Annotated in this window: 15 protein-coding genes, 2 pseudogenes and 1 riboswitch; of the genes and pseudogenes, 4 read left to right on the top strand and 13 right to left on the bottom strand. The window is 73.3% G+C overall.

All coding sequences use genetic code 11. The features are described from left to right. Positions 1 to 120: 120 nt before the first annotated feature. The 3 genes and pseudogenes from ACZ4U4_RS12870 to ACZ4U4_RS12860 form a co-directional block, all read right to left on the bottom strand. Positions 121 to 573: pseudogene (locus ACZ4U4_RS12870) on the bottom strand (IS1380 family transposase); the annotation flags it as partial. Positions 574 to 619: 46 nt separating this feature from the next. Then, a pseudogene (locus tag ACZ4U4_RS12865) lies at positions 620 to 787 on the bottom strand (IS5/IS1182 family transposase); the annotation flags it as partial. A gap of 280 nt (positions 788 to 1,067) precedes the next feature. Then, on the bottom strand, positions 1,068 to 2,444 hold the full coding sequence (locus tag ACZ4U4_RS12860) for a peptidase C39 family protein (protein ID WP_467872437.1): 1,377 nt from the start codon (positions 2,442 to 2,444) through the stop codon (positions 1,068 to 1,070). 251 nt (positions 2,445 to 2,695) lie between these two features. Here ACZ4U4_RS12860 and ACZ4U4_RS12855 point away from each other — a divergent pair, with 251 nt between their 5' ends. Both ACZ4U4_RS12855 and ACZ4U4_RS12850 read left to right on the top strand, forming a co-directional pair. Then, complete coding sequence (locus ACZ4U4_RS12855) at positions 2,696 to 3,280, top strand: uridine kinase family protein (RefSeq protein WP_467872435.1); 585 nt, start codon at positions 2,696 to 2,698, stop codon at positions 3,278 to 3,280. A 481-nt stretch (positions 3,281 to 3,761) separates the two neighbouring features. Beyond that, on the top strand, positions 3,762 to 5,639 hold the full coding sequence (locus ACZ4U4_RS12850; RefSeq protein WP_467872433.1) for an AAA family ATPase: 1,878 nt from the start codon (positions 3,762 to 3,764) through the stop codon (positions 5,637 to 5,639). A gap of 49 nt (positions 5,640 to 5,688) precedes the next feature. On the opposite strand, the gene ACZ4U4_RS12845 is transcribed toward ACZ4U4_RS12850, so the two are convergent. From ACZ4U4_RS12845 to ribD, 10 genes are all read right to left on the bottom strand, one after another. Continuing rightward, on the bottom strand, positions 5,689 to 6,834 hold the full coding sequence (locus tag ACZ4U4_RS12845; protein ID WP_467872430.1) for a hemolysin family protein: 1,146 nt from the start codon (positions 6,832 to 6,834) through the stop codon (positions 5,689 to 5,691). Beyond that, positions 6,831 to 8,186, bottom strand: a complete 1,356-nt coding sequence (locus ACZ4U4_RS12840; protein WP_467872428.1) for a hemolysin family protein — start codon at positions 8,184 to 8,186, stop codon at positions 6,831 to 6,833. Before ACZ4U4_RS12840 ends, ACZ4U4_RS12845 begins: the two co-directional genes overlap by 4 nt. 189 nt (positions 8,187 to 8,375) lie before the next feature. Beyond that, positions 8,376 to 8,828: a PH domain-containing protein gene (locus tag ACZ4U4_RS12835; protein WP_467872426.1), complete on the bottom strand. Its 453-nt coding sequence runs from the start codon at positions 8,826 to 8,828 to the stop codon at positions 8,376 to 8,378. Between the two features lie 47 nt (positions 8,829 to 8,875). Beyond that, the gene (gene hisG / locus ACZ4U4_RS12830; protein ID WP_143943901.1) at positions 8,876 to 9,724 is read right to left on the bottom strand and encodes an ATP phosphoribosyltransferase; all 849 of its coding nucleotides are present in this window, start codon (positions 9,722 to 9,724) and stop codon (positions 8,876 to 8,878) included. 50 nt (positions 9,725 to 9,774) lie between these two features. Continuing rightward, on the bottom strand, positions 9,775 to 10,047 hold the full coding sequence (locus tag ACZ4U4_RS12825) for a phosphoribosyl-ATP diphosphatase (RefSeq protein WP_467872423.1): 273 nt from the start codon (positions 10,045 to 10,047) through the stop codon (positions 9,775 to 9,777). A 130-nt stretch (positions 10,048 to 10,177) separates the two neighbouring features. Further along, positions 10,178 to 10,663 carry a 6,7-dimethyl-8-ribityllumazine synthase gene (ribH, locus tag ACZ4U4_RS12820; protein WP_467872420.1) on the bottom strand — a complete coding sequence of 162 codons (486 nt, stop codon included), beginning with the start codon at positions 10,661 to 10,663 and terminating at the stop codon, positions 10,178 to 10,180. A gap of 50 nt (positions 10,664 to 10,713) precedes the next feature. Then, positions 10,714 to 11,997: a bifunctional 3,4-dihydroxy-2-butanone-4-phosphate synthase/GTP cyclohydrolase II gene (locus tag ACZ4U4_RS12815; RefSeq protein ID WP_467872418.1), complete on the bottom strand. Its 1,284-nt coding sequence runs from the start codon at positions 11,995 to 11,997 to the stop codon at positions 10,714 to 10,716. Then, on the bottom strand, positions 11,994 to 12,647 hold the full coding sequence (locus ACZ4U4_RS12810; protein ID WP_467872416.1) for a nicotinamide mononucleotide transporter family protein: 654 nt from the start codon (positions 12,645 to 12,647) through the stop codon (positions 11,994 to 11,996). The genes ACZ4U4_RS12815 and ACZ4U4_RS12810 overlap by 4 nt, the downstream gene beginning before the upstream one ends. Next, entirely contained in the window at positions 12,644 to 13,261 is a 618-nt protein-coding gene (locus ACZ4U4_RS12805) for a riboflavin synthase (protein ID WP_467872414.1), read from the bottom strand. Before ACZ4U4_RS12805 ends, ACZ4U4_RS12810 begins: the two co-directional genes overlap by 4 nt. Position 13,262: 1 nt before the next feature. Further along, positions 13,263 to 14,390: a bifunctional diaminohydroxyphosphoribosylaminopyrimidine deaminase/5-amino-6-(5-phosphoribosylamino)uracil reductase RibD gene (ribD, locus tag ACZ4U4_RS12800; protein WP_467872411.1), complete on the bottom strand. Its 1,128-nt coding sequence runs from the start codon at positions 14,388 to 14,390 to the stop codon at positions 13,263 to 13,265. A gap of 154 nt (positions 14,391 to 14,544) precedes the next feature. Next, a riboswitch (FMN riboswitch) is annotated at positions 14,545 to 14,675 on the bottom strand. 195 nt (positions 14,676 to 14,870) lie between these two features. Here ribD and ACZ4U4_RS12795 point away from each other — a divergent pair. Both ACZ4U4_RS12795 and ACZ4U4_RS12790 read left to right on the top strand, forming a co-directional pair. Next, positions 14,871 to 15,644, top strand: coding sequence for an SDR family oxidoreductase (locus tag ACZ4U4_RS12795; protein ID WP_467872404.1), 774 nt, complete (start codon positions 14,871 to 14,873; stop codon positions 15,642 to 15,644). Positions 15,645 to 15,784: 140 nt separating this feature from the next. Further along, entirely contained in the window at positions 15,785 to 17,341 is a 1,557-nt protein-coding gene (locus ACZ4U4_RS12790; protein WP_467872401.1) for an eCIS core domain-containing protein, read from the top strand. The last annotated feature ends 54 nt before the right edge of the window (positions 17,342 to 17,395 follow it).

Here is a 17,395-nt window from a genome sequence, read left to right as displayed (position 1 = left end):
TGATTTCGATCCGACGTTGTACGGCGTGAAATGCTGCCAAGAACTTCACAAAGCTGACGCGCATCGGCTCAAGGCCAGAAGACATCTGGATGAATGCCGCGCGTCGTGAATGCGCGTCAAGCGGAGCATCACCATTAGGGGTTTCGGGTGGTCGAGGAATGCGATGAGGGAATGGTGGTCGGAGGTCTTCTTCCAGATCGTGGTGGCGTCCTGTTTGTCGGAGTGAGCAAGGACCAGCAGGCCGTCGCTGTCCACGACCACCTGCCCGTCGGCGGCCTGACTGCTCACGCCGGCCAACTCCCGCACCCGTTCACGCGTACTTGGTAGCGTACGTCCCGGATTACCGCGAGGGTCTTCGGGCCGGAGGCGGCGAGTGTCTCGATCAGGCAGGAGACTGTCGGATCGGAGGCCACCGGGCCGAACGCATCCGGCTCGGCCCGCAGCGTGCAGGCATCGGCCAGGTAGTCCCCCACCGAGTGCGACGGCCAGGGCAAGTCCAGCAGGATCGTGCACGGCCCGCGGCCTGCACCACGGCATGAGTGCCGCCGTTATCGCCTGGTGTTGCGCCAGCTTGCAGGTCTCGCGGTCGAAGGCCGGTGGCCTGCAGGACCGTGTCCAGCCGGGTTCTCGGTCTTCCCCGTCGGTGGGGAACGCACAGGCGGGCCATGACATCCACGAAGGCAGGCGCGCCACCGGCCTGGCCTGCGGTGAAAACGAAGGCCAGCGGTAGGCAGCAGGCATCGGCAACAAGACGGATCTTCGTGGTCAGCCCACCGCGGGACCGGCCGTAGGCATGGTCGTCCGGTTCACCGGCCGGGGCCTCTTTTTACGGCCCCGGCCGCGTGCTGGTGAGCCTGCACGATCGTGGAGCCCACCGAAACTGCCCAGTGCAGGTCCTCGTCCGCTTCGGCCTGGGCCACCAGAGCGGTGAGGCCCGCCCCCAAGTGCCGTCGACCAGTACGACCATCTCCCGGACAACCAGAAGCGCAGCCGCCAGGCGGTGACGACAGCTCTTCCAGGACCCGCCTCCCGGATGACCTGTCGGTCCACCCGGCGACCTGAGACCGTTACCGGATCCCGAGGTCCCGCAGTGCGCCGCGCTGGGCCGGGGTCGGGTCCACCGGGAAGTAGAGGTAACACACTCCCCCGCTACCGCTCTTGACCTGGCCTTTTGCGTCGTACCGCTTCGTCCGCAGCCAGATGTTCTCGAATTCGTGGCGGCGGTAGACGCGCCGTACCGCCGGGTCGTCGGGGGAGGCGGGGTCGTTGGCGATGACGTCGCCGGTGGGGGTGAAGCCGATGACGGTCATGAGGTGGCCGGCGGTGCCGTAGCCGGCGCCGGTGAGTTCGGTGGCGAGGAAGGACTGGGAGGTGATGACGGGGATGCCGGCGGCGATGAGGTGTTCGGCGTCGGTGAGGGAGGTCAGGCGGGTGACGACGGACTGGAGGCCGGGGTAGGTGGCGGCGTAGGCGGCGTTGAAGGGCCAGTTGCCGCAGCCCTTGTACTGGTTGTCGTAGGTGCGGCGGGCGGCGAGGCAGACCTGGGGGTCCTGGTACGAGGGGTCGACCCAGGTGAGGTCCTCGGGGGCCGGGTGGTGGCCCCAGTACTCGACGATCATCTGGGAGGAGGTGGGGCTGCACCATGCCTCGCCGCCGTTGTCGTACTCGGGGTACTGGCCCTTGTGGATCTCCTGGGAGTAGCGCGGGACGGACAGTTCGCGGCCGGCGGCGGGGCCGGGGGTGGAGGCCGGGACCTCGAAGCGGGCGGGGATGTCCGAGCCCATCGCGCCGAGCCGGTGGACGGTGGGGGTGGCGGCGGTGCCCGGGGTGCGGTGCAGGGTGACGCGGAGGGCGTAGGCGGTGAAGCGGGTGCCGGACGCCGCGTCGTCGATCGCCAGGGTGTCGGTGGAGACGCTGCTGCGGCCGTCCTTCTGGTCGTCGACGGAGGTGCGGCGGATGTCCGCGTCGCCGTCGCCGGAGGTCCAGCGGCCCATGACGTACCAGGGCGTCCGGCCGCCGTCGGAGTAGTCGGCGCGGGCCTCGACGGTGATCCAGGTGCCGGGCGGGGTGTGCGCGTTCCAGGCGGCGACGAGTTCGGTGGCCGGGACGGCGAGGGTGTGGCGGGGGCCGGTCCAGGTGGCGTACTCCCAGGCGGCGGTGCGGCCGGTGTGCGGGTCGTGGTACTCGGCGGTCCCGGCGGGCTTCAGCAGGCGGATCCCGGCGCGGGCGGACGGCGCCGGGCCGGTCCCGTCGTGGGTGCCGCGCGCCCAGTCGGCGGCGGTGGTCCAGGCGTGGTGATCCACGGTTCTCCTCGGGCGGGCCGCCCGCGGCGCGGGCCCGGGGCCCGTGTGGCGCGGCGCGGCGGCCGCGACGGGGGCCGCGGTGGCCGCGGCCGCGGCGAGTGCGGCGGCGAGGACGGTGCGGCGGGACGCGGAAGGTGTCATCGGGATTCCCCCAGTCGGGTGCGGCGTACGGAAACGCGGGCGGTGCGGACGGCGGGCGGAACACGGTCGGGTGACTCCCGGACGGCGTACGCGCGCCGGGCGCCACGGGGGGACGGCCGCCGGGCGCATGGCCGCGGCGCCCGTTCGGGCAGGGATCAACTATCGCCGGTGCCCCTACATTTCGGCCAGCGGTCGGACGCGCGTCGTCGGGCCGATGTGAGCGGCGGCCACGGGGTACGTACGCTGGCGCGATGGACGACACCCTGGCCCCGCTCGCCGCCCGCCTCGCCGCGCTCCCGCCGTCCTGCGGCCCGGTGCGGCTGATCGGGGTGGACGGGCACGCGGGGTCGGGGAAGAGCACCTTCGCCCGGCGGCTGGCCGCGGCGCTCGGCGGCGCGCCGGTCGTCCGCACCGACGACCTGGCCTGCCACACCTGGCTCTTCGGCTGGGTGGAGCGGTTCCGGGAGCAGGTTCTTGTGCCGTTGTCCCGGGGCGAGCAGGCGCGGTACGAGGTGTACGACTGGGTGCGCCGGGAGTACGGCGAGGTGCGGGAGGTGGCGCCGGAGCCGGTAGTGCTGGTGGAGGGGGTGGGCGCCGGGCGCCGGGCGCTGCGGCCGCAGCTGGCCTGTCTGTTGTGGATGGAGCTGGCGGACGAGCCGTCCTGGGAGCGGGGGCGGCTCCGGGACGGCCCGGCTCTCACGGAGTTCTGGGATGGCTGGATCCCGGCGGAGCGGACGCACTTCGCGGGGGATCCGTCACGTCCGTACGCCGACCTTCTGGTGCGGCAGGGAGCGGTGGGTTACGAGGTGTCCGAGGGGCCCGGTTCGGCGACCTGAAGGAACGTCACCTTTACCCTGTGTCACCGGACTTGGGGGTAACGCGGGTGCCGGGTGGCGAGGACCCGCCGACTGCCCAACTCGGCTTGACCTGGGGGGCGTACAGGACTTACGTTCTCATTGTGCGGCTCACGGAGTCGCCCGCAGATGCGAAGCCCCCGGTTGTTCCCCCGTGATCGGGGGCTTCGTTCTGCCCGGAAGTCCTTTTTCACCGCTCCGGGCCCCCTCTCCCCCTCACCGTGGGTCACCGCTCCGTTCGCGCCGTGTGCGCCCCTCTCTGCCCCCTTCCGCGCATCCCCGCTCGCCCCCTACGGCCTGCGGCGACACCCCGGGTACCATGCGAGTCGGTGCCACGGCAGGGGCGTGCGAGGGGCCGGTGACGGCTGCGGGGCGGCGGCAACTCCCGTACGGCGTACGGTGCTTCGGCGGCGGCGTGGCGACCGGTCGGCGGGACACCGGGGCACGTTCTGTGGGGGATGCGATGGACTTGGGTACACCGGGCGCGCCGCCCGCCCCGGCCGAACTCGCCTGGCTGCGCGCGGTCGACGCCTACACCGTCGGCGCGTATCCGCAGGCCGAGGAGGAGTTCCGGGCCGCGGTACGGCTGGATCCGACGATGGCTGACGCCTGGCTCGGCCTCCACGCGCTGCGCGCCGACACCTCCACCGCCCTGCTGCGGATGCACCGCCACCGCGACCGCTTCGGCGAACAGCGCACCCGTCACCGACGCCCCCTCAACTCCTGGTACTGGCTGGGCTGGTGGGTGCAGCCGGTGCTGGAGAGCCGCCGCGATCTGCTGCTCGCGCACGCCTCGCACTGGCTCGACGGCCGCCATGTCGCGGAGCTGGACCAGGCGCTGGCCGGCTGCCCGCCGGTCGACACCGATCCGCAGGTCCGCTTCCTGCACGCCTGCCGCGCCTATCTCGTCAAGGACTGGGAACAGCTCGTCCGCCACACCGAACCGCTGCTGGACGATCCGGTGCTGGGCATCGAGGCGGGGCTGTTCGGCGGGATGGCGCGGGTGCGGCTGGAGATGTACGGGCAGGCGGCGCCGCTGCTGTCGGCCGCGCTGATGCGGTGCCGCAGCGAACAGCCGCAGCGCAAGGAGCTGCGGTACTGGCTCGCCCGCGCCCACGAGGGCACCGGCCGCAGCGCCGCCGCACTCCCCCTGTACCGCGCGGTGCACCGCGTCGACCGGTCGTTCATGGACACCGCGGCGCGGCTGGCCACCATCACGCAGGCCGACGGCCTGGAGGAGGACGGCGATCTCGCGATCGTGCCCGCCGCGGGTCAGGAGGCCGGGCGCGACCCGGATCCGCTCGCTCCGCTCGACGCCGTCGACGGCTGGGAGGCGGTCGCCGGTGAGGCGGGCTTCCCGGAGGCGGCGGGTGTGGTGCCCGATGCGGCGTCCGCCGCCCGGCGCAGGGCGGCGGCACCCGGGCAGCGGGCCGCCGGGCGGGCGGCCGGGCCCGCCGATCCGGTGCTGCTGGAGCAGGCGCTGGCGGAGCTGGAACGGATGGTCGGCATGGAGCCGGTGAAGCGGCAGGTGCGGGCGCTCTCCGCGCAGCTGCGGATGGCGGGGCTGCGGGCCGGGCAGGGCCTGCCGGTGCAGCCGCCCAAGCGGCACTTCGTCTTCTCCGGCCCGTCCGGCACCGGCAAGACGACGGTGGCCCGCATCCTCGGCCGGGTCTTCTACGCGCTGGGCCTGCTGGGCGGCGACCATCTGGTGGAGGCCCAACGCGCCGATCTGGTCGGCGAGTTCCTCGGGCAGACCGCCGTCAAGGCCAACGATCTGATCGACTCGGCGCTCGGCGGTGTCCTCTTCGTCGACGAGGCGTACAGCCTCTCCAACACCGGCTACAGCAAGGGCGACGCCTACGGCGACGAGGCGCTCCAGGTGCTGCTCAAGCGGGCCGAGGACAACCGCGACCGGCTCGTCGTCATCCTGGCCGGCTACCCCGAGGGCATGGACCGGCTGCTGGCCGCCAACCCGGGGCTGTCGTCGCGGTTCACCAGCCGGGTCGACTTCCCCAGCTACCGGCCGGGTGAGCTGACCGCTATCGGTGAGGTGCTGGCCGAGGAGAACGGCGACCGCTGGGACGACGAGGCCCGCGACGAGCTGCGCAGCATCAGCAGCCACGTCGTCGACCAGGGCTGGATCGACGAACTGGGCAACGGCCGCTTCCTGCGCACCCTGTACGAGAAGAGCTGCGCCTACCGCGATCTGCGGCTCTCCACCTGGCGCGGCACCCCGGGCCGCGACGACCTCGCCACCCTCCGGCTGCCCGATCTGATCCAGGCGTACGGCGAGGTGCGCTCGGGGCGCGGCCCGGACGCGGCGGGGCCCGCCCCGCTCTGAACCGCGCGGTGCGCGGCGGCGGGACGGGCCCCTGGGCCGGTCGGCCGGATCAGCCGGTCAGCGCGCGGTCCCCCTCGGGGAGCCCGGCCACCTCGGCGCCGGTGGCGTCCGGGACGGCAGCCGGGACGGGCGTGGCCGCGCCGCGGGCGCCGTGCGAGGGCGCCCCGGTGCGGTGCGCCGGGTCGTGGACCTCCCCGACCAGCTTCTCCAGGACGTCCTCCAGCGCGACGAGGCCGAGCACCCGGCCGGTCGGATCGGCGACCGCGGCGAGATGGGAGGCGGCCCGGCGCATCGCGGTCAGCGCGTCGTCCAGGGGGAGTTCGGCGCGGAGCGTCGTCATCGGGTGCCAGATCCGCTGCGGCACCGCGCGGTCCCGCTCCTCCAGGTCGAGGACGTCCTTGACGTGCAGATAGCCCATGTACGCCCCGCCCGGCCCGCAGACCGGGAAGCGGGAGTAGCCGGTGGCGACGGTCAGCTCCTCCACCTGGCGCGGGGTGACCGTCGCATCGACGGTCACCAGCCGGGCCCGGTCGAGGAGGACGTCGGTGACCGGGCGGCTGCCCAGCTCCAGGGCGTCGGCCAGCCGCTCCTGTTCGGCCGGGGCGAGCAGTCCGGCCTGTCCGGCATCCTCGACGAGGTGGGTGAGCTGTTCGCTGGTGAAGACCGCCTCGACCTCGTCCTTCGGCTCGACGCGGAAGAGCTTCAGCACTCCCCTGGCGCAGGCGCCGAGCAGTGCGGTGACCGGGCGGCAGAGCCGGGCGAAGGCGACCAGCCCCGGGCTGAACCACAGTGCGGTCCGCTCGGGCGCCGCCATCGCCAGGTTCTTCGGCACCATCTCGCCGATGACGAGGTGGAGGAAGACCACCACGGCCAGCGCGATGGCGTAGCCGAGCGGATGGATCAGCGGGGCGGGCAGGTGGACCGCGGCGAAGAGCGGTTCCAGCAGCCGGGCGACGGTCGGCTCGGCGACGGCGCCCAGGGTCAGCGAGCAGACGGTGATGCCGAACTGTGCGGCGGCCATCATCTGCGGCAGGTTCTCCAGCCCGTGCAGCACCTGCCGGGCCCGCTTGGAGCCCTCGGTGGCCAGCGGCTCGATCTGGCTGCGGCGTACGGAGACGAGGGCGAACTCGGCGCCGACGAAGAAGCCGTTGGCGAGGACGAGGAGAACGGCGAGGAGGAGTTGCGCGAAGGTCACCGGGCCGCCTCCGCCCCGGCGCCGACGGCCTCCCGGGCGACGCCCGCGGGGGCCGTGCGGACGAGCCTTATGCGCTCGGCGCGGTGGTGGGCGACCAGCCGCACCCGCAGCCGCCAGCCGTCGAGTTCGGCGGTGTCGCCCGGTGCCGGGATCCGGCCGAGTATGTGGGCGACCAGCCCGGCGACCGTCTCGTACGGGCCGTCGGGAGCCGCCAGACCGATCCGCCGCAGGGTGTCGACGCGGCAGCCGCCGTCGGCGTCCCAGGTGGGGCGGCCGTCCTCGGCGGGTGCCTGGGCCAGCTCGGGCAGGTCCACCCCGTCGTGCTCGTCGCGGACCTCGCCGACCAGTTCCTCGATGATGTCCTCCAGCGTGACGACGCCGGCGGTGCCGCCGTACTCGTCGACGACGACGGCTATCGGCGCCTCGCTGCGCAGCCGCTCCAGCAGCGGGGCGACGGGCAGCGTGGCCGGCACCTGGAGCGGCGGCACGGCGATCCGCGCGGCGGGCGTGCGCAGCCGGTCGTGCGCCGGGACGGCCAGCGCGTCCTTGAGGTGCACCATGCCGACGACCTCGTCGAGGCGGGCGCGGTAGACCGGGAAGCGGGAGAGGCCGGTGGCGCGGGTGAGGTTGACGACGTCCTCGGCGGTCGCGGACGCCTGGAGGGCACTGACCCGCACCCGGGGCGTCATGACGTTCTCCGCCGTCAGCTCACCGAGCGCGAGGGTGCGGACGAAGAGGTCGGCGGTGTCCTGCTCGATGGCGCCGGCCTGGGCGGAGTGCCGGGCGAGGGAGACCAGTTCACCGGGGGTACGGGCGGAGGCCAGCTCGTCGGTGGGCTCCACGCCGAGGGCGCGGACGAGGCGGTTGGCGACGGTGTTCAGCAGGGTGATCACCGGGCGGAAGAAGCGCGAGAAGGCGTTCTGCGGCCCGGCGACGAAGCGGGCCACCTGGAGCGGCTTGGAGACCGCCCAGTTCTTCGGCACCAGTTCGCCGACGACCATCTGGACGGCGGAGGCGAGGAGCATGCCGGTCACCACCGAGATGCCGGACACGGCGCCGCGGGGCAGTCCGGTCGCGGTCAGCGGCCCGTCGAGGACGGCGGCGAGCGCCGGTTCGGCGAGCATGCCGACGACGAGGGAGGTGATGGTGATGCCCAGTTGGGTGCCGGAGAGCTGGAAGGACAGCTCGCGCAGGGCGGCGACGACGGTGGCGGCGCGGCGGTCGCCGTCGTCGGCGGCCCGCTCGGCGTCGGCCTTCTCGACGGTGACGAGCCCGAATTCGGCCGCCACGAAGAAGCCGTTGGCCAGGATGAGGACGAGCGCTGCGGTGAGCAGCAGGAGGGGGCCGGTCATGCCGCCGCCTCCGTCGTATCCGGGGGGTCGCAGGGGGCGGCGCAGGTACTACAGGACGATCCGTCCATTGCTGGAGGGAGTCACTCCTCAGGTCGCAGTGGCCCCGGGCAGGGGCGGGCGCGGGAGCGCGCCGTGGGGAACAGGGTAAACAGCCGGGAGCCGGTTACGGCAGGGTCATCGGACGGCGGGTCAGGCCGTGGCGGAGTCGCCGGTGCCGTGGAGTTCGGCGAGGTCGCGCAGTGCGCGGGCGTCGCGGATGGCCTGCTGGCGGGCGATGCCGGGCTGGATGCCCATCGCGGGCAGGCTGGTGCCGTCGGCGAGGTCGAGGTGGACCCAGGCGTCGCCCTGCCGGAGGTTGACGCGCAGCACCTGGGCCCAGGCCAGTTCGCGGCGGGTGGTGAGGTTGACGACGGTGACGCCCTCCTGCCGGGCGACCACCTTGGGGCGGGCGAGCAGCAGGAGGACGGCGAGCACCAGCAGACCGGTGAAGACGAAGCTGATCCGCTCCCCGCCGGACAGCTTGGGCAGCGCCACACCGATGGCGGTGAGGGCCGCGAGCTGGGCGAGGCCGACGAGGTACAGGACGACCCGGGTGTGGGTCGGCCGGAAGGTCACCGGCAGGCTGGGCAGGGGCGCGGACACGTCGTGGGTCTTCCGTCGGAGGTGGTGGGGCGGGGGCTGCGGGGCCGTCAGAGGCGGCAGGCGTGGATGCCGGTGGTGAGGATGGCGCGGGCGCCGAGGTCGTACAGCTCGTCCATGATGCGCTGGGCGTCCTTGGACGGGACCATCGAGCGGACCGCGACCCAGCCCTCGTGGTGCAGCGGGGAGACGGTCGGCGACTCCAGGCCCGGGGTGAGCGAGACGGCCTTCTCGACGTGCTCGACGCGGATGTCGTAGTCCATCATCACGTAGCGGCGGGCGACGAGGACGCCCTGCATCCGGCGGAGGAACTGACGGACCTTCGGGTCGTCGGCGGGGGCGCCGGTGCGGCGGATGACGACCGCCTCGGAGGTGAGGATCGGCTCGCCGATGATCTCCAGTCCGGCGTTGCGCAGCGTGGTACCGGTCTCGACGACGTCCGCGATGATCTGGGCGACACCGAGCTGGATGGCGGTCTCGACGGCGCCGTCGAGGTGGACGACGTCGGCGTCCACGCCGTTGTCCGCGAGGTGCTTCTTGACCAGACCGGAGAAGGAGGTGGCGACGGTCATGCCGCCGAACTCCTTGACGTCGGTGGCGGTGCCCGGGCGCGTCGCGTACCGGAAAGTGGAGCCGGCGAAGCCGAGCTGGAGGATCTCCTCGGCCTGCGAGCCGGAGTCCAGCAGCAGGTCGCGGCCGGTGATGCCGATGTCGAGCTTGCCGGAGCCGACGTAGACGGCGATGTCGCGGGGGCGCAGGAAGAAGAACTCGACCTCGTTCTGCGCGTCGACGAGGACCAGTTCCCGGCGGTCCTTGCGCTGGCGGTACCCGGCCTCATGGAGCATCGCCGACGCAGGCTCGGACAGTGAACCCTTGTTGGGGACAGCGATGCGCAGCATGAGGTGCTCTTCTTCCTTCGGTGGGTGAGGTGTGACGGGGTGAGCGGGGCTCAGAGGTGGGCGTAGACGTCGTCGAGGGAGATGCCCTTGGCGATCATCATCACCTGGAGGTGGTAGAGGAGCTGGGAGATCTCCTCGGCGGCGGCGTCGTCGGATTCGTGCTCCGCGGCCATCCACACCTCGGCGGCCTCTTCGACGACCTTCTTGCCGATCGTATGGACACCGGACTGCACCAGCTCGGCGGTACGGGAGGTGGTGGGGTCGCCGGTGGCGGCCTTCTGCTGGAGCTCGGCGAAGAGCTCCTCGAACGTCTTCTTGGACATGGTGCTCCATACCCTAGCGGGCAATGTCGCTGCGGCGCGCAGCGCCTCGGATGAAGGGTGGTGGTGGGCGGCGGGCGGGCGCAGCGCCTCGGATGGTGGACGGGCGAGCCCCGAGACGGGGCCCGGTTCCTCAGCGCCAGGGTTCCGACACCGTCCGCAGGGTGGCGGCGGTGGCGACGGCGGCGGTGACCGCCTCGTGGCCCTTGTCCTCGGTGGAGCCGGCGAGTCCGGCGCGGTCCAGGGCCTGCTGCTCGGTGTCGCAGGTCAGCACGCCGAAGCCGATGGGGACGCCGGTGTCGACGGCGACCTGGGTCAGGCCCTGGGTGACGCCCTGGCAGACGTAGTCGAAGTGCGGGGTGCCGCCGCGGATGACGACGCCGAGCGCGACGACCGCGTCGTAGCCGCGTCCGGCGAGGACCTTCGCGACGACCGGCAGCTCGAAGGCGCCGGGGACCCGCAGCAGGGTCGGCTCGTCGATGCCGAGGTCGGTCAGGGCGCGCAGGGCGCCGCTCACCAGGCCGTCCATCACCTGCGCATGCCACTGCGCGGCGATCACGGCGACCCGCAGGTCCCGGCAGTTCTTCACGGTCAGTTCGGGTGCGCCCTTGCCGCTCACGGTTCTCCTCGTACGGGTGGTGGTGGTGTCGGGGACGGTCGGGAGGTGCGTTACCGCTGGTCCTGGTGGTCGAGCCAGGGCAGGTCGTGGCCCATGCGGTCGCGCTTGGTGCGCAGATAGCGGAGGTTGTGCTCCCCGGCCTGGACGGGCATCGGCTCGCGTCCGGCGACGGTGAGGCCGTGGCGCGCCAGGGCGGTGATCTTGTCGGGGTTGTTGGTCAGCAGCCGGATCGAGCGGACGCCGAGGTCCTGGAGCATCTGGGCACCGGCGGCGTAGTCGCGGGAGTCTGCGGGCAGGCCCAGTTCGAGGTTGGCGTCGAGGGTGTCGCGGCCGCGCTCCTGGAGTTCGTAGGCGCGCAGCTTGGAGAGGAGCCCGATGCCGCGTCCCTCGTGGCCGCGGAGGTAGATGACCACACCGCGCCCGGCGGCGCTGATCCGCGCCAGCGACGCCTGGAGCTGCGGGCCGCAGTCGCAGCGCAGCGAGTGGAAGACGTCGCCGGTCAGGCACTCGGAGTGGACGCGGACCAGGACGTCCTCGCCGTCGCCCAGCTCGCCCGCGACCAGTGCGATGTGTTCGACGCCGTCGACGGTGGAGCGGTAGCCGTACGCGGTGAAGTCGCCGTGGGCGGTGGGCAGCCGGGTGGTGGCCTCGCGGCGGACGGTGGGGGTGGAGCGGCGGCGGTAGGCGATCAGGTCCTCGATGGAGATGATCGCGAGGCCGTGCTTGCGGGCGAACGGCACCAGCTCCGGCAGGCGGAGCATGGTGCCGTCCTCCCCGGCGATCTCCACGATGGCGGCGGCCGGGCGGAGTCCGGCGAGGCGGGCCAGGTCGACGCCGGCCTCGGTGTGGCCACTGCGGACGAGGACGCCGCCGGGGCGGGCGCGCAGCGGGAAGATGTGCCCGGGGCGGACGAAGTCGCCGGGTGCGGAGTCGCCGGAGGCGAGCAGCCGCAGGGTGGTGGCGCGGTCGGCGGCGGAGATGCCGGTGCTCACGCCGTGCGCGTCGGTGGCGTCGACGGAGACGGTGAACGCGGTCCGCATCGACTCGGTGTTGTGCTCGACCATCTGCGGCAGCGCGAGGCGGTCGAGTTCGGGGCCCTCCATGGGCGCGCAGATCAGGCCGCGGCACTCGCTCATCATGAACGCGACGATCTCGGGGGTGGCCTTCTCCGCGGCGAGGACGAGATCGCCCTCGTTCTCGCGGTCCTCGTCGTCGACGACCACGACGGGGCGGCCGGCGGCGATGTCGGCGATCGCCCGCTCGACGGGGTCGAGGGTCAGGTCCGCGGCGTCGTCGGTGGCCTCGGGCTCGTACCAGCTCTGCAGTGCGGTCATGCCGCGGCTCCTTCCAGGGCGGTGGCGGTGGCGGTGCGCGAGCGCAGCCACCAGTCGCGCAGGCCCCACATGACGAGCGCGAAGTAGACGACGTAGACGAGGCCGGAGAAGGCGAGGCCGCTGCCGAAGGCGAGCGGGACGCCCACCAGGTCCACCAGGAGCCAGGCGAACCAGAACTCGACGAGTCCGCGGGCCTGGGCGACCATCGCGGCGAGTGTGCCGACGAAGATGTACGCGTCCGGCCAGGGGTTCCAGGACAGCTGCGGGACGAGGGTGAAGAGGCCGCCGACGGCTGCGGTGCCGGCGGCGGTGCCGGCCAGCAGCAGTCCGCGCTCGCGCCAGCTCGCGAAGCGGACGGCGATGGAGCCGTCCTGCGCCTGGCGGCGGCCACGGCGCCAGGACCGCCAGCCCCACAGCGCGACGACGATGACCAGCAGCTGTTTGCCGACGCCGCCGCTGAGGTGGGCGGAGGCGTAGGCGGCGACGAGGATGACGCCGGAGAGGAACTGCGCGGGCCAGGTCCAGATGGAGCGGCGCCAGCCGAGGGCGAGGGCGGTGAGGCCGATGGTGTTGCCGAGCATGTCGGACCAGATGACGTGCTGTCCGAAGAGGGTGAACGCCTCGCCGTTGAGCCAGGTCGGCGCGGTCACCGGACGGCTCCTTCGGGTGTGGTGCCGCCCTGGCCGAGCAGCCGCTCGACGTACTTGGCGAGGACGTCGACCTCCAGGTTGACCGGGTCGCCGACCTGTTTGATGCCGAGGGTGGTCAGGGCGAGGGTGGTGGGGATGAGGCTGATGGTGAAGTGGTCGTCGGCGGCGTCGACGACGGTGAGGCTGACTCCGTCGACGGTGATCGAGCCCTTCTCGACGACATAGCGCGCCAGCTGCGGGGGCAGCGCGATCGTGACGATCTCCCAGTGCTCGCCGGGGACCCGCTCGGTGATCGTGCCGGTGCCGTCGACATGGCCCTGGACGAGGTGGCCGCCGAGGCGTCCGCCGAGCGCCATCGGGCGCTCCAGGTTGACCCGGGAGCCGACCGCCAGCGCGCCGAGGCTGGAGCGCCGCAGCGTCTCGGCCATCACGTCCGCGGTGAACTCGCCGTCCGCGGTGTCCACGACCGTCAGACAGACGCCGTTGACGGCGATCGAGTCGCCGTGCCGGGCGCCGTCGGTGACGACGGGACCGCGCAGGCGGAATCGGGAGGAGTCGCCGAGGTTCTCGACGGCGGTGACCTCACCCAGTTCTTCGACGATTCCGGTGAACACGTCAGTTCTCCTCGTGCGGGGTGTGGCGGACGGGGGTGGCGGTGATCCGCAGATCGGGGCCGAGGCGCACGGTCTCGCTCATATCGAGGCGCAACGCATCGGTGAGGGTGGTGATTCCGGCGTCGCCGACGGCGGCGGGCCCGGCGCCGAGCAGGACCGGCGCGAGGTAGGCGACGACCTTGTCGACGGCGCCCGCGGCGAGGAACGCCCCGGCGAGCGTCGGCCCGCCCTCCAGGAGGACGGAGCGGACGTCGCGGGCGTACAGCTCGTGGAGCAGGGCGGTGATGCGCAGACCGCGGCCGGTGGTGGCCCGGGGCAGCCGTACCAGGGGCGCGAGCCCTTCGAGGTGGGCGGCGTCGGCGTCCTCGGCGACGGCGACGAGGGTGGGCGCGGTGCCGTCCAGGACCCGGGCGCCGGGTTTGACGGCCGTGGCGCCGGAGTCGACGACGACCCGCAGCGGCTGGGTGACCTCGTCGTCGGTGAGTCCGGTGACGCGGGCGCCGAGCTGCGGGTCGTCGGCGCGGGCGGTGCCGGAGCCGACGACGACGGCGTCGGCCCGGGCGCGCAGCCGGTGGACGTCGGCGCGGGACTCGGCGGAGGAGATCCAGCGGCTGGTGCCGTCGGCGGCGGCGATCCGGCCGTCGAGGGTGGCGGCGTACTTCCACAGGACGAAGGGGCGGCGGAGCCGGACGGCGGTGAGCCAGGCTTCGTTGACGGCGGTGGCCTCGTCGGCGAGGAGTCCGCTCTCGACGTCGACCCCGGCGGCCGCGAGGGTGGCGGCGCCGCCGGTCGCGGTGGGGTTGGGGTCGGGGACGGCGTAGACGACGCGGGCCACCCCGGCGTCGATGAGGGCGCGGGCGCAGGGTCCGGTGCGGCCGGAGTGGTTGCAGGGCTCCAGCGTGACGAGTGCGGTGCCGCCGCGGGCCCGCTCACCGGCTTCCGCCAGGGCGTGGATCTCGGCGTGCGGGCCACCGGCGCGCCGGTGCCAGCCCTCGCCCGCGGTACGGCCTTCGGCATCGAGGATGACGCAGCCGACGACGGGGTTGGGGCTGGTGTGCCCGAGTCCGTGGGCGGCGAGTGCGATGGCGCGGCGCATCGCCGCGGTCTCGACGGGGGCTTGAGTGGCCACCGGGTCCTCCTGCCTCTTCGGGCACGGACTCCGGGGCTGCCTGGACGGCAGAAGCGGAAACGAACGACGGCGGACCCACCGCGGAAAAAGGGGAAAGCCCGCCCGGAAAAATGCACCGGACGCGCCACCTGCGGCGGTCACCGAAGCTCGCCCGCCGCGCACTGCCTCCCATCCGGACTTTCACCGTCGGTGCAGGAATTTCACCTGCTCAACCGGCCGCTGGCTGCGGACGGGTCGCGGACTGTTACCGCCGGTTCGGAATTACACCGACCCCGGAGTGCGCTGCTGCTTGTTTCAGTACAGGGCCAGTGTGCCACGGCTGATCGTCGGCCATGCGGGCGAACCCTGTGGGGTGGCTCACAGGCTTCGGCGGCCACCGGTTTCCGGGGCGTGCCGGTTCTGGAATGGATGTCACACCTACGACGGACCCGCCGTGGGTACGGCGCTCCTCACCCTTAAGACCTCAAGGAATGATCCGCGATGGCGACTCTTCTGGTGACCGGCGGTACGGGCACGCTCGGCCGGGCCGTCGTCGGCCGGCTGCTCGATGCCGGCCACGACGTCCGCTCGCTGAGCCGGCGGCTCCCCGCCGGACCGGCCGTCCCGGGGCTCCGTCCGTACGCGGTGGACCTGCGTGACGGCGTCGGGCTGGCGGAGGCGGTGGCGGGTGTGGACACGGTGGTGCACTGCGCGTCCACCCCGTCGGGCGGGGACGAGGAGGCGGCGGACCATCTGCTGGCCGCGGCGGAGGCCGCCGGGGTGCGGCATCTGCTCTACATCTCGATCGTCGGGGTGGGCGGCATTCCGCTCGGCTACTACCGCGCCAAGCGGGTGGTGGAGCGGATGGTCGAGCAGTACCGCCCCGGCTGGACGATCCTGCGGACGACGCAGTTCCACGATCTGGTGCTCCGGGTGGTGAAGGCGGGCGCCCGCTCCCCGCTGCTGCCGTACCCGCCGGGGGTGCGGGTGCAGCCGGTGGACGTGCGCGACGTCGCGGCGGAACTGGCCGGGTTGGCGCTCGGCGCGCCCGCCGGGCGGGTCACGGACATGGGCGGGCCGCAGGTCCTGGGCGCCCGGGAGCTGATCGGGCTGACGTTGCGGTACGGCGGACGGAAGCGGCTGCTGGTGCCGCTGTGGCTGCCGGGGCGGACCATGGCCGGTTTCCGGGCGGGCGAGAACCTCGCGCCGCTCCACGCCACCGGGACGCGGACGTACGAGTCCTTTCTGCGGGAGCGGGCGGGCTGGCGGTACTGAGGGGGCGCGCGCCGCGGGGCACCCCCGGGCACCGGATGCTGCCCCCGGAGCTGCCCTTCCGTGCCTTCCGGCGGGGCGGGCGCGGATGACACCGTGCACCGCCGGGGGCGTAAGTCCGCAGTACGGAGAGAGGGCGCACCATGCACGCACAGGAGCCGGAGCGGTCGTCCGGGGAAGGCCGGCGGCGAGCGCCGGTGCGGCGCCCCGGGAGCGTCGCGGGGACCTCCGCAGCCACCCCCGCCGTCGCCCCGGAGACCGCCGCCCTGCTCGCGCTCCAGCGCACCGCGGGCAACGCCGCCGTCGCCCGGGCGCTGGAGCAGCAGCGCCATGAGCACGGCCCCGGATGCGGCCACCGGCAGGAGCCGGGCCCGGCCGTCCAGCGCTCCGCCGTCCACGAGGTGCTGCGGGGCTCGGGCGCTCCCCTGGAGGCACCGGTGCGCCGCGAGATGGAGGCACGGCTCGGCGCGGACTTCTCCGACGTACGGGTGCACAGCGACGCGGCCGCGCGCCGTTCGGCGGGGGAGATCGGGGCCCGCGCGTACACCTCCGGCCACCACGTCGTCCTCGGTGCCGGCGGCGGTGACAAGCACACCCTGGCGCACGAGCTGACGCATGTGATCCAGCAGCGGCAGGGCCCCGTGGCGGGTGCCGACAACGGTGCGGGGCTGCGGGTGTCCGACCCCGGCGACCGGTTCGAGCGGGAGGCGGAGGCGAACGCGACCCGGGTGATGGCGGGGGCAGCGCCGGAGGCCGCCGTCGCGGAGCCCGCGCCCTTGGACACGGTCGGCGCCGAGGCGCCGCAGGTCCAGCGGGCGGCGGTCGACGAGGCGGAGGAAAAGGCGGGCGGGGAGGCGGGGAAGGAGAAGCACTACCGGCAGGTGCGGCCCAGCAAGCCGGGTACCCGCTCCGCCGATCTGCGGGCCAAGGACCGGCTGGCGCGCGAGGCACACGCCCCCAATGCCAGGAAGACGCCGCACGTCGCGGTCTCCCACGTCCCCGGCGAGGGGATCCGCTACTCGTCCAACTCGGGCCAGAAGAAGCTCTCCGCGGGCAAGCAGGCGGACGGTCTGGCGTCGGTGGACAGCGCCCTGGACCCGGACGCGCCGCTGTCGGAGGACCCCCGCCGGCGTAAGGACCAGCTCAAGCTGCGGGCCCTGAAGTCCGGCGACTACGAGCGGCAGCACGCGCAGGACGGGGACCTCAGGGCCACCGCCAAGGCGCTGCGTACCTCCCGCGGCACCTGGAACGGCGGCCCGTCGCACGACAAGAAGGACGCCTCCGTCCACGGTGAGATGACGCTGCTCGGCGAGCAGATCGCGAAGTGGAAGGAGAACCCCTGGCCGCTCGGGCAGGGGGAGATCAAGACCGTGGCGATGGGTGGCGTCAAGAAGGCGTGCGGCGCCTGCCAGATGGCCTTCGAGGCGGCCAACGCGCACATCGGTGCGCAGTACGGCTACCGCGTCGAGGCGGCCGGTTCGCACGGCGAGATGTTCCGATGGCAGGCCCCCGCCTGGCTGACCGACGCCGCGCTCGCCCAGGTGGCCGCCGCGGCTGCCCCGCTGGGCTGGGTGTTCCAGGGGCGGATCCTGGAGCAGACCCCGGAAGCGGCGGAACGCGACAAGGACGCCCCCCGGATGAGCAGCGCCGAGCACCTGCCGGAGGACTCGGACTCGGAGTGGGAGGAAGTCGCCGGGTAAGGGCCGGGCGGGGAGCGGTGCGGCGGCGGGCGCCGCGGCCCGCACCGCACGGCC

It is taken from the genome of Streptomyces sp. NPDC029159 (assembly GCF_055564055.1).
Note: the sequence above shows the minus strand (reverse complement) of the source record. Positions and strands in the feature narration are given on the sequence as shown.

What these genes read in the sequence shown, in the direction of transcription:
- ACZ4U4_RS12840 (WP_467872428.1), bottom strand. Translation starts at nt 8,186, where the DNA reads ATGACCGGCCCCCTCCTGCTGCTCACCGCAGCGCTCGTCCTCATCCTG.
- ACZ4U4_RS12825 (WP_467872423.1), bottom strand. Translation starts at nt 10,047, where the DNA reads ATGTCCAAGAAGACGTTCGAGGAGCTCTTCGCCGAGCTCCAGCAGAAG.
- ACZ4U4_RS12815 (WP_467872418.1), bottom strand. Translation starts at nt 11,997, where the DNA reads ATGACCGCACTGCAGAGCTGGTACGAGCCCGAGGCCACCGACGACGCC.
- ACZ4U4_RS12855 (WP_467872435.1), top strand. Translation starts at nt 2,696, where the DNA reads ATGGACGACACCCTGGCCCCGCTCGCCGCCCGCCTCGCCGCGCTCCCG.
- ACZ4U4_RS12860 (WP_467872437.1), bottom strand. Translation starts at nt 2,444, where the DNA reads ATGACACCTTCCGCGTCCCGCCGCACCGTCCTCGCCGCCGCACTCGCC.
- ACZ4U4_RS12790 (WP_467872401.1), top strand. Translation starts at nt 15,785, where the DNA reads ATGCACGCACAGGAGCCGGAGCGGTCGTCCGGGGAAGGCCGGCGGCGA.
- hisG (WP_143943901.1), bottom strand. Translation starts at nt 9,724, where the DNA reads ATGCTGCGCATCGCTGTCCCCAACAAGGGTTCACTGTCCGAGCCTGCG.
- ACZ4U4_RS12795 (WP_467872404.1), top strand. Translation starts at nt 14,871, where the DNA reads ATGGCGACTCTTCTGGTGACCGGCGGTACGGGCACGCTCGGCCGGGCC.
- ACZ4U4_RS12850 (WP_467872433.1), top strand. Translation starts at nt 3,762, where the DNA reads ATGGACTTGGGTACACCGGGCGCGCCGCCCGCCCCGGCCGAACTCGCC.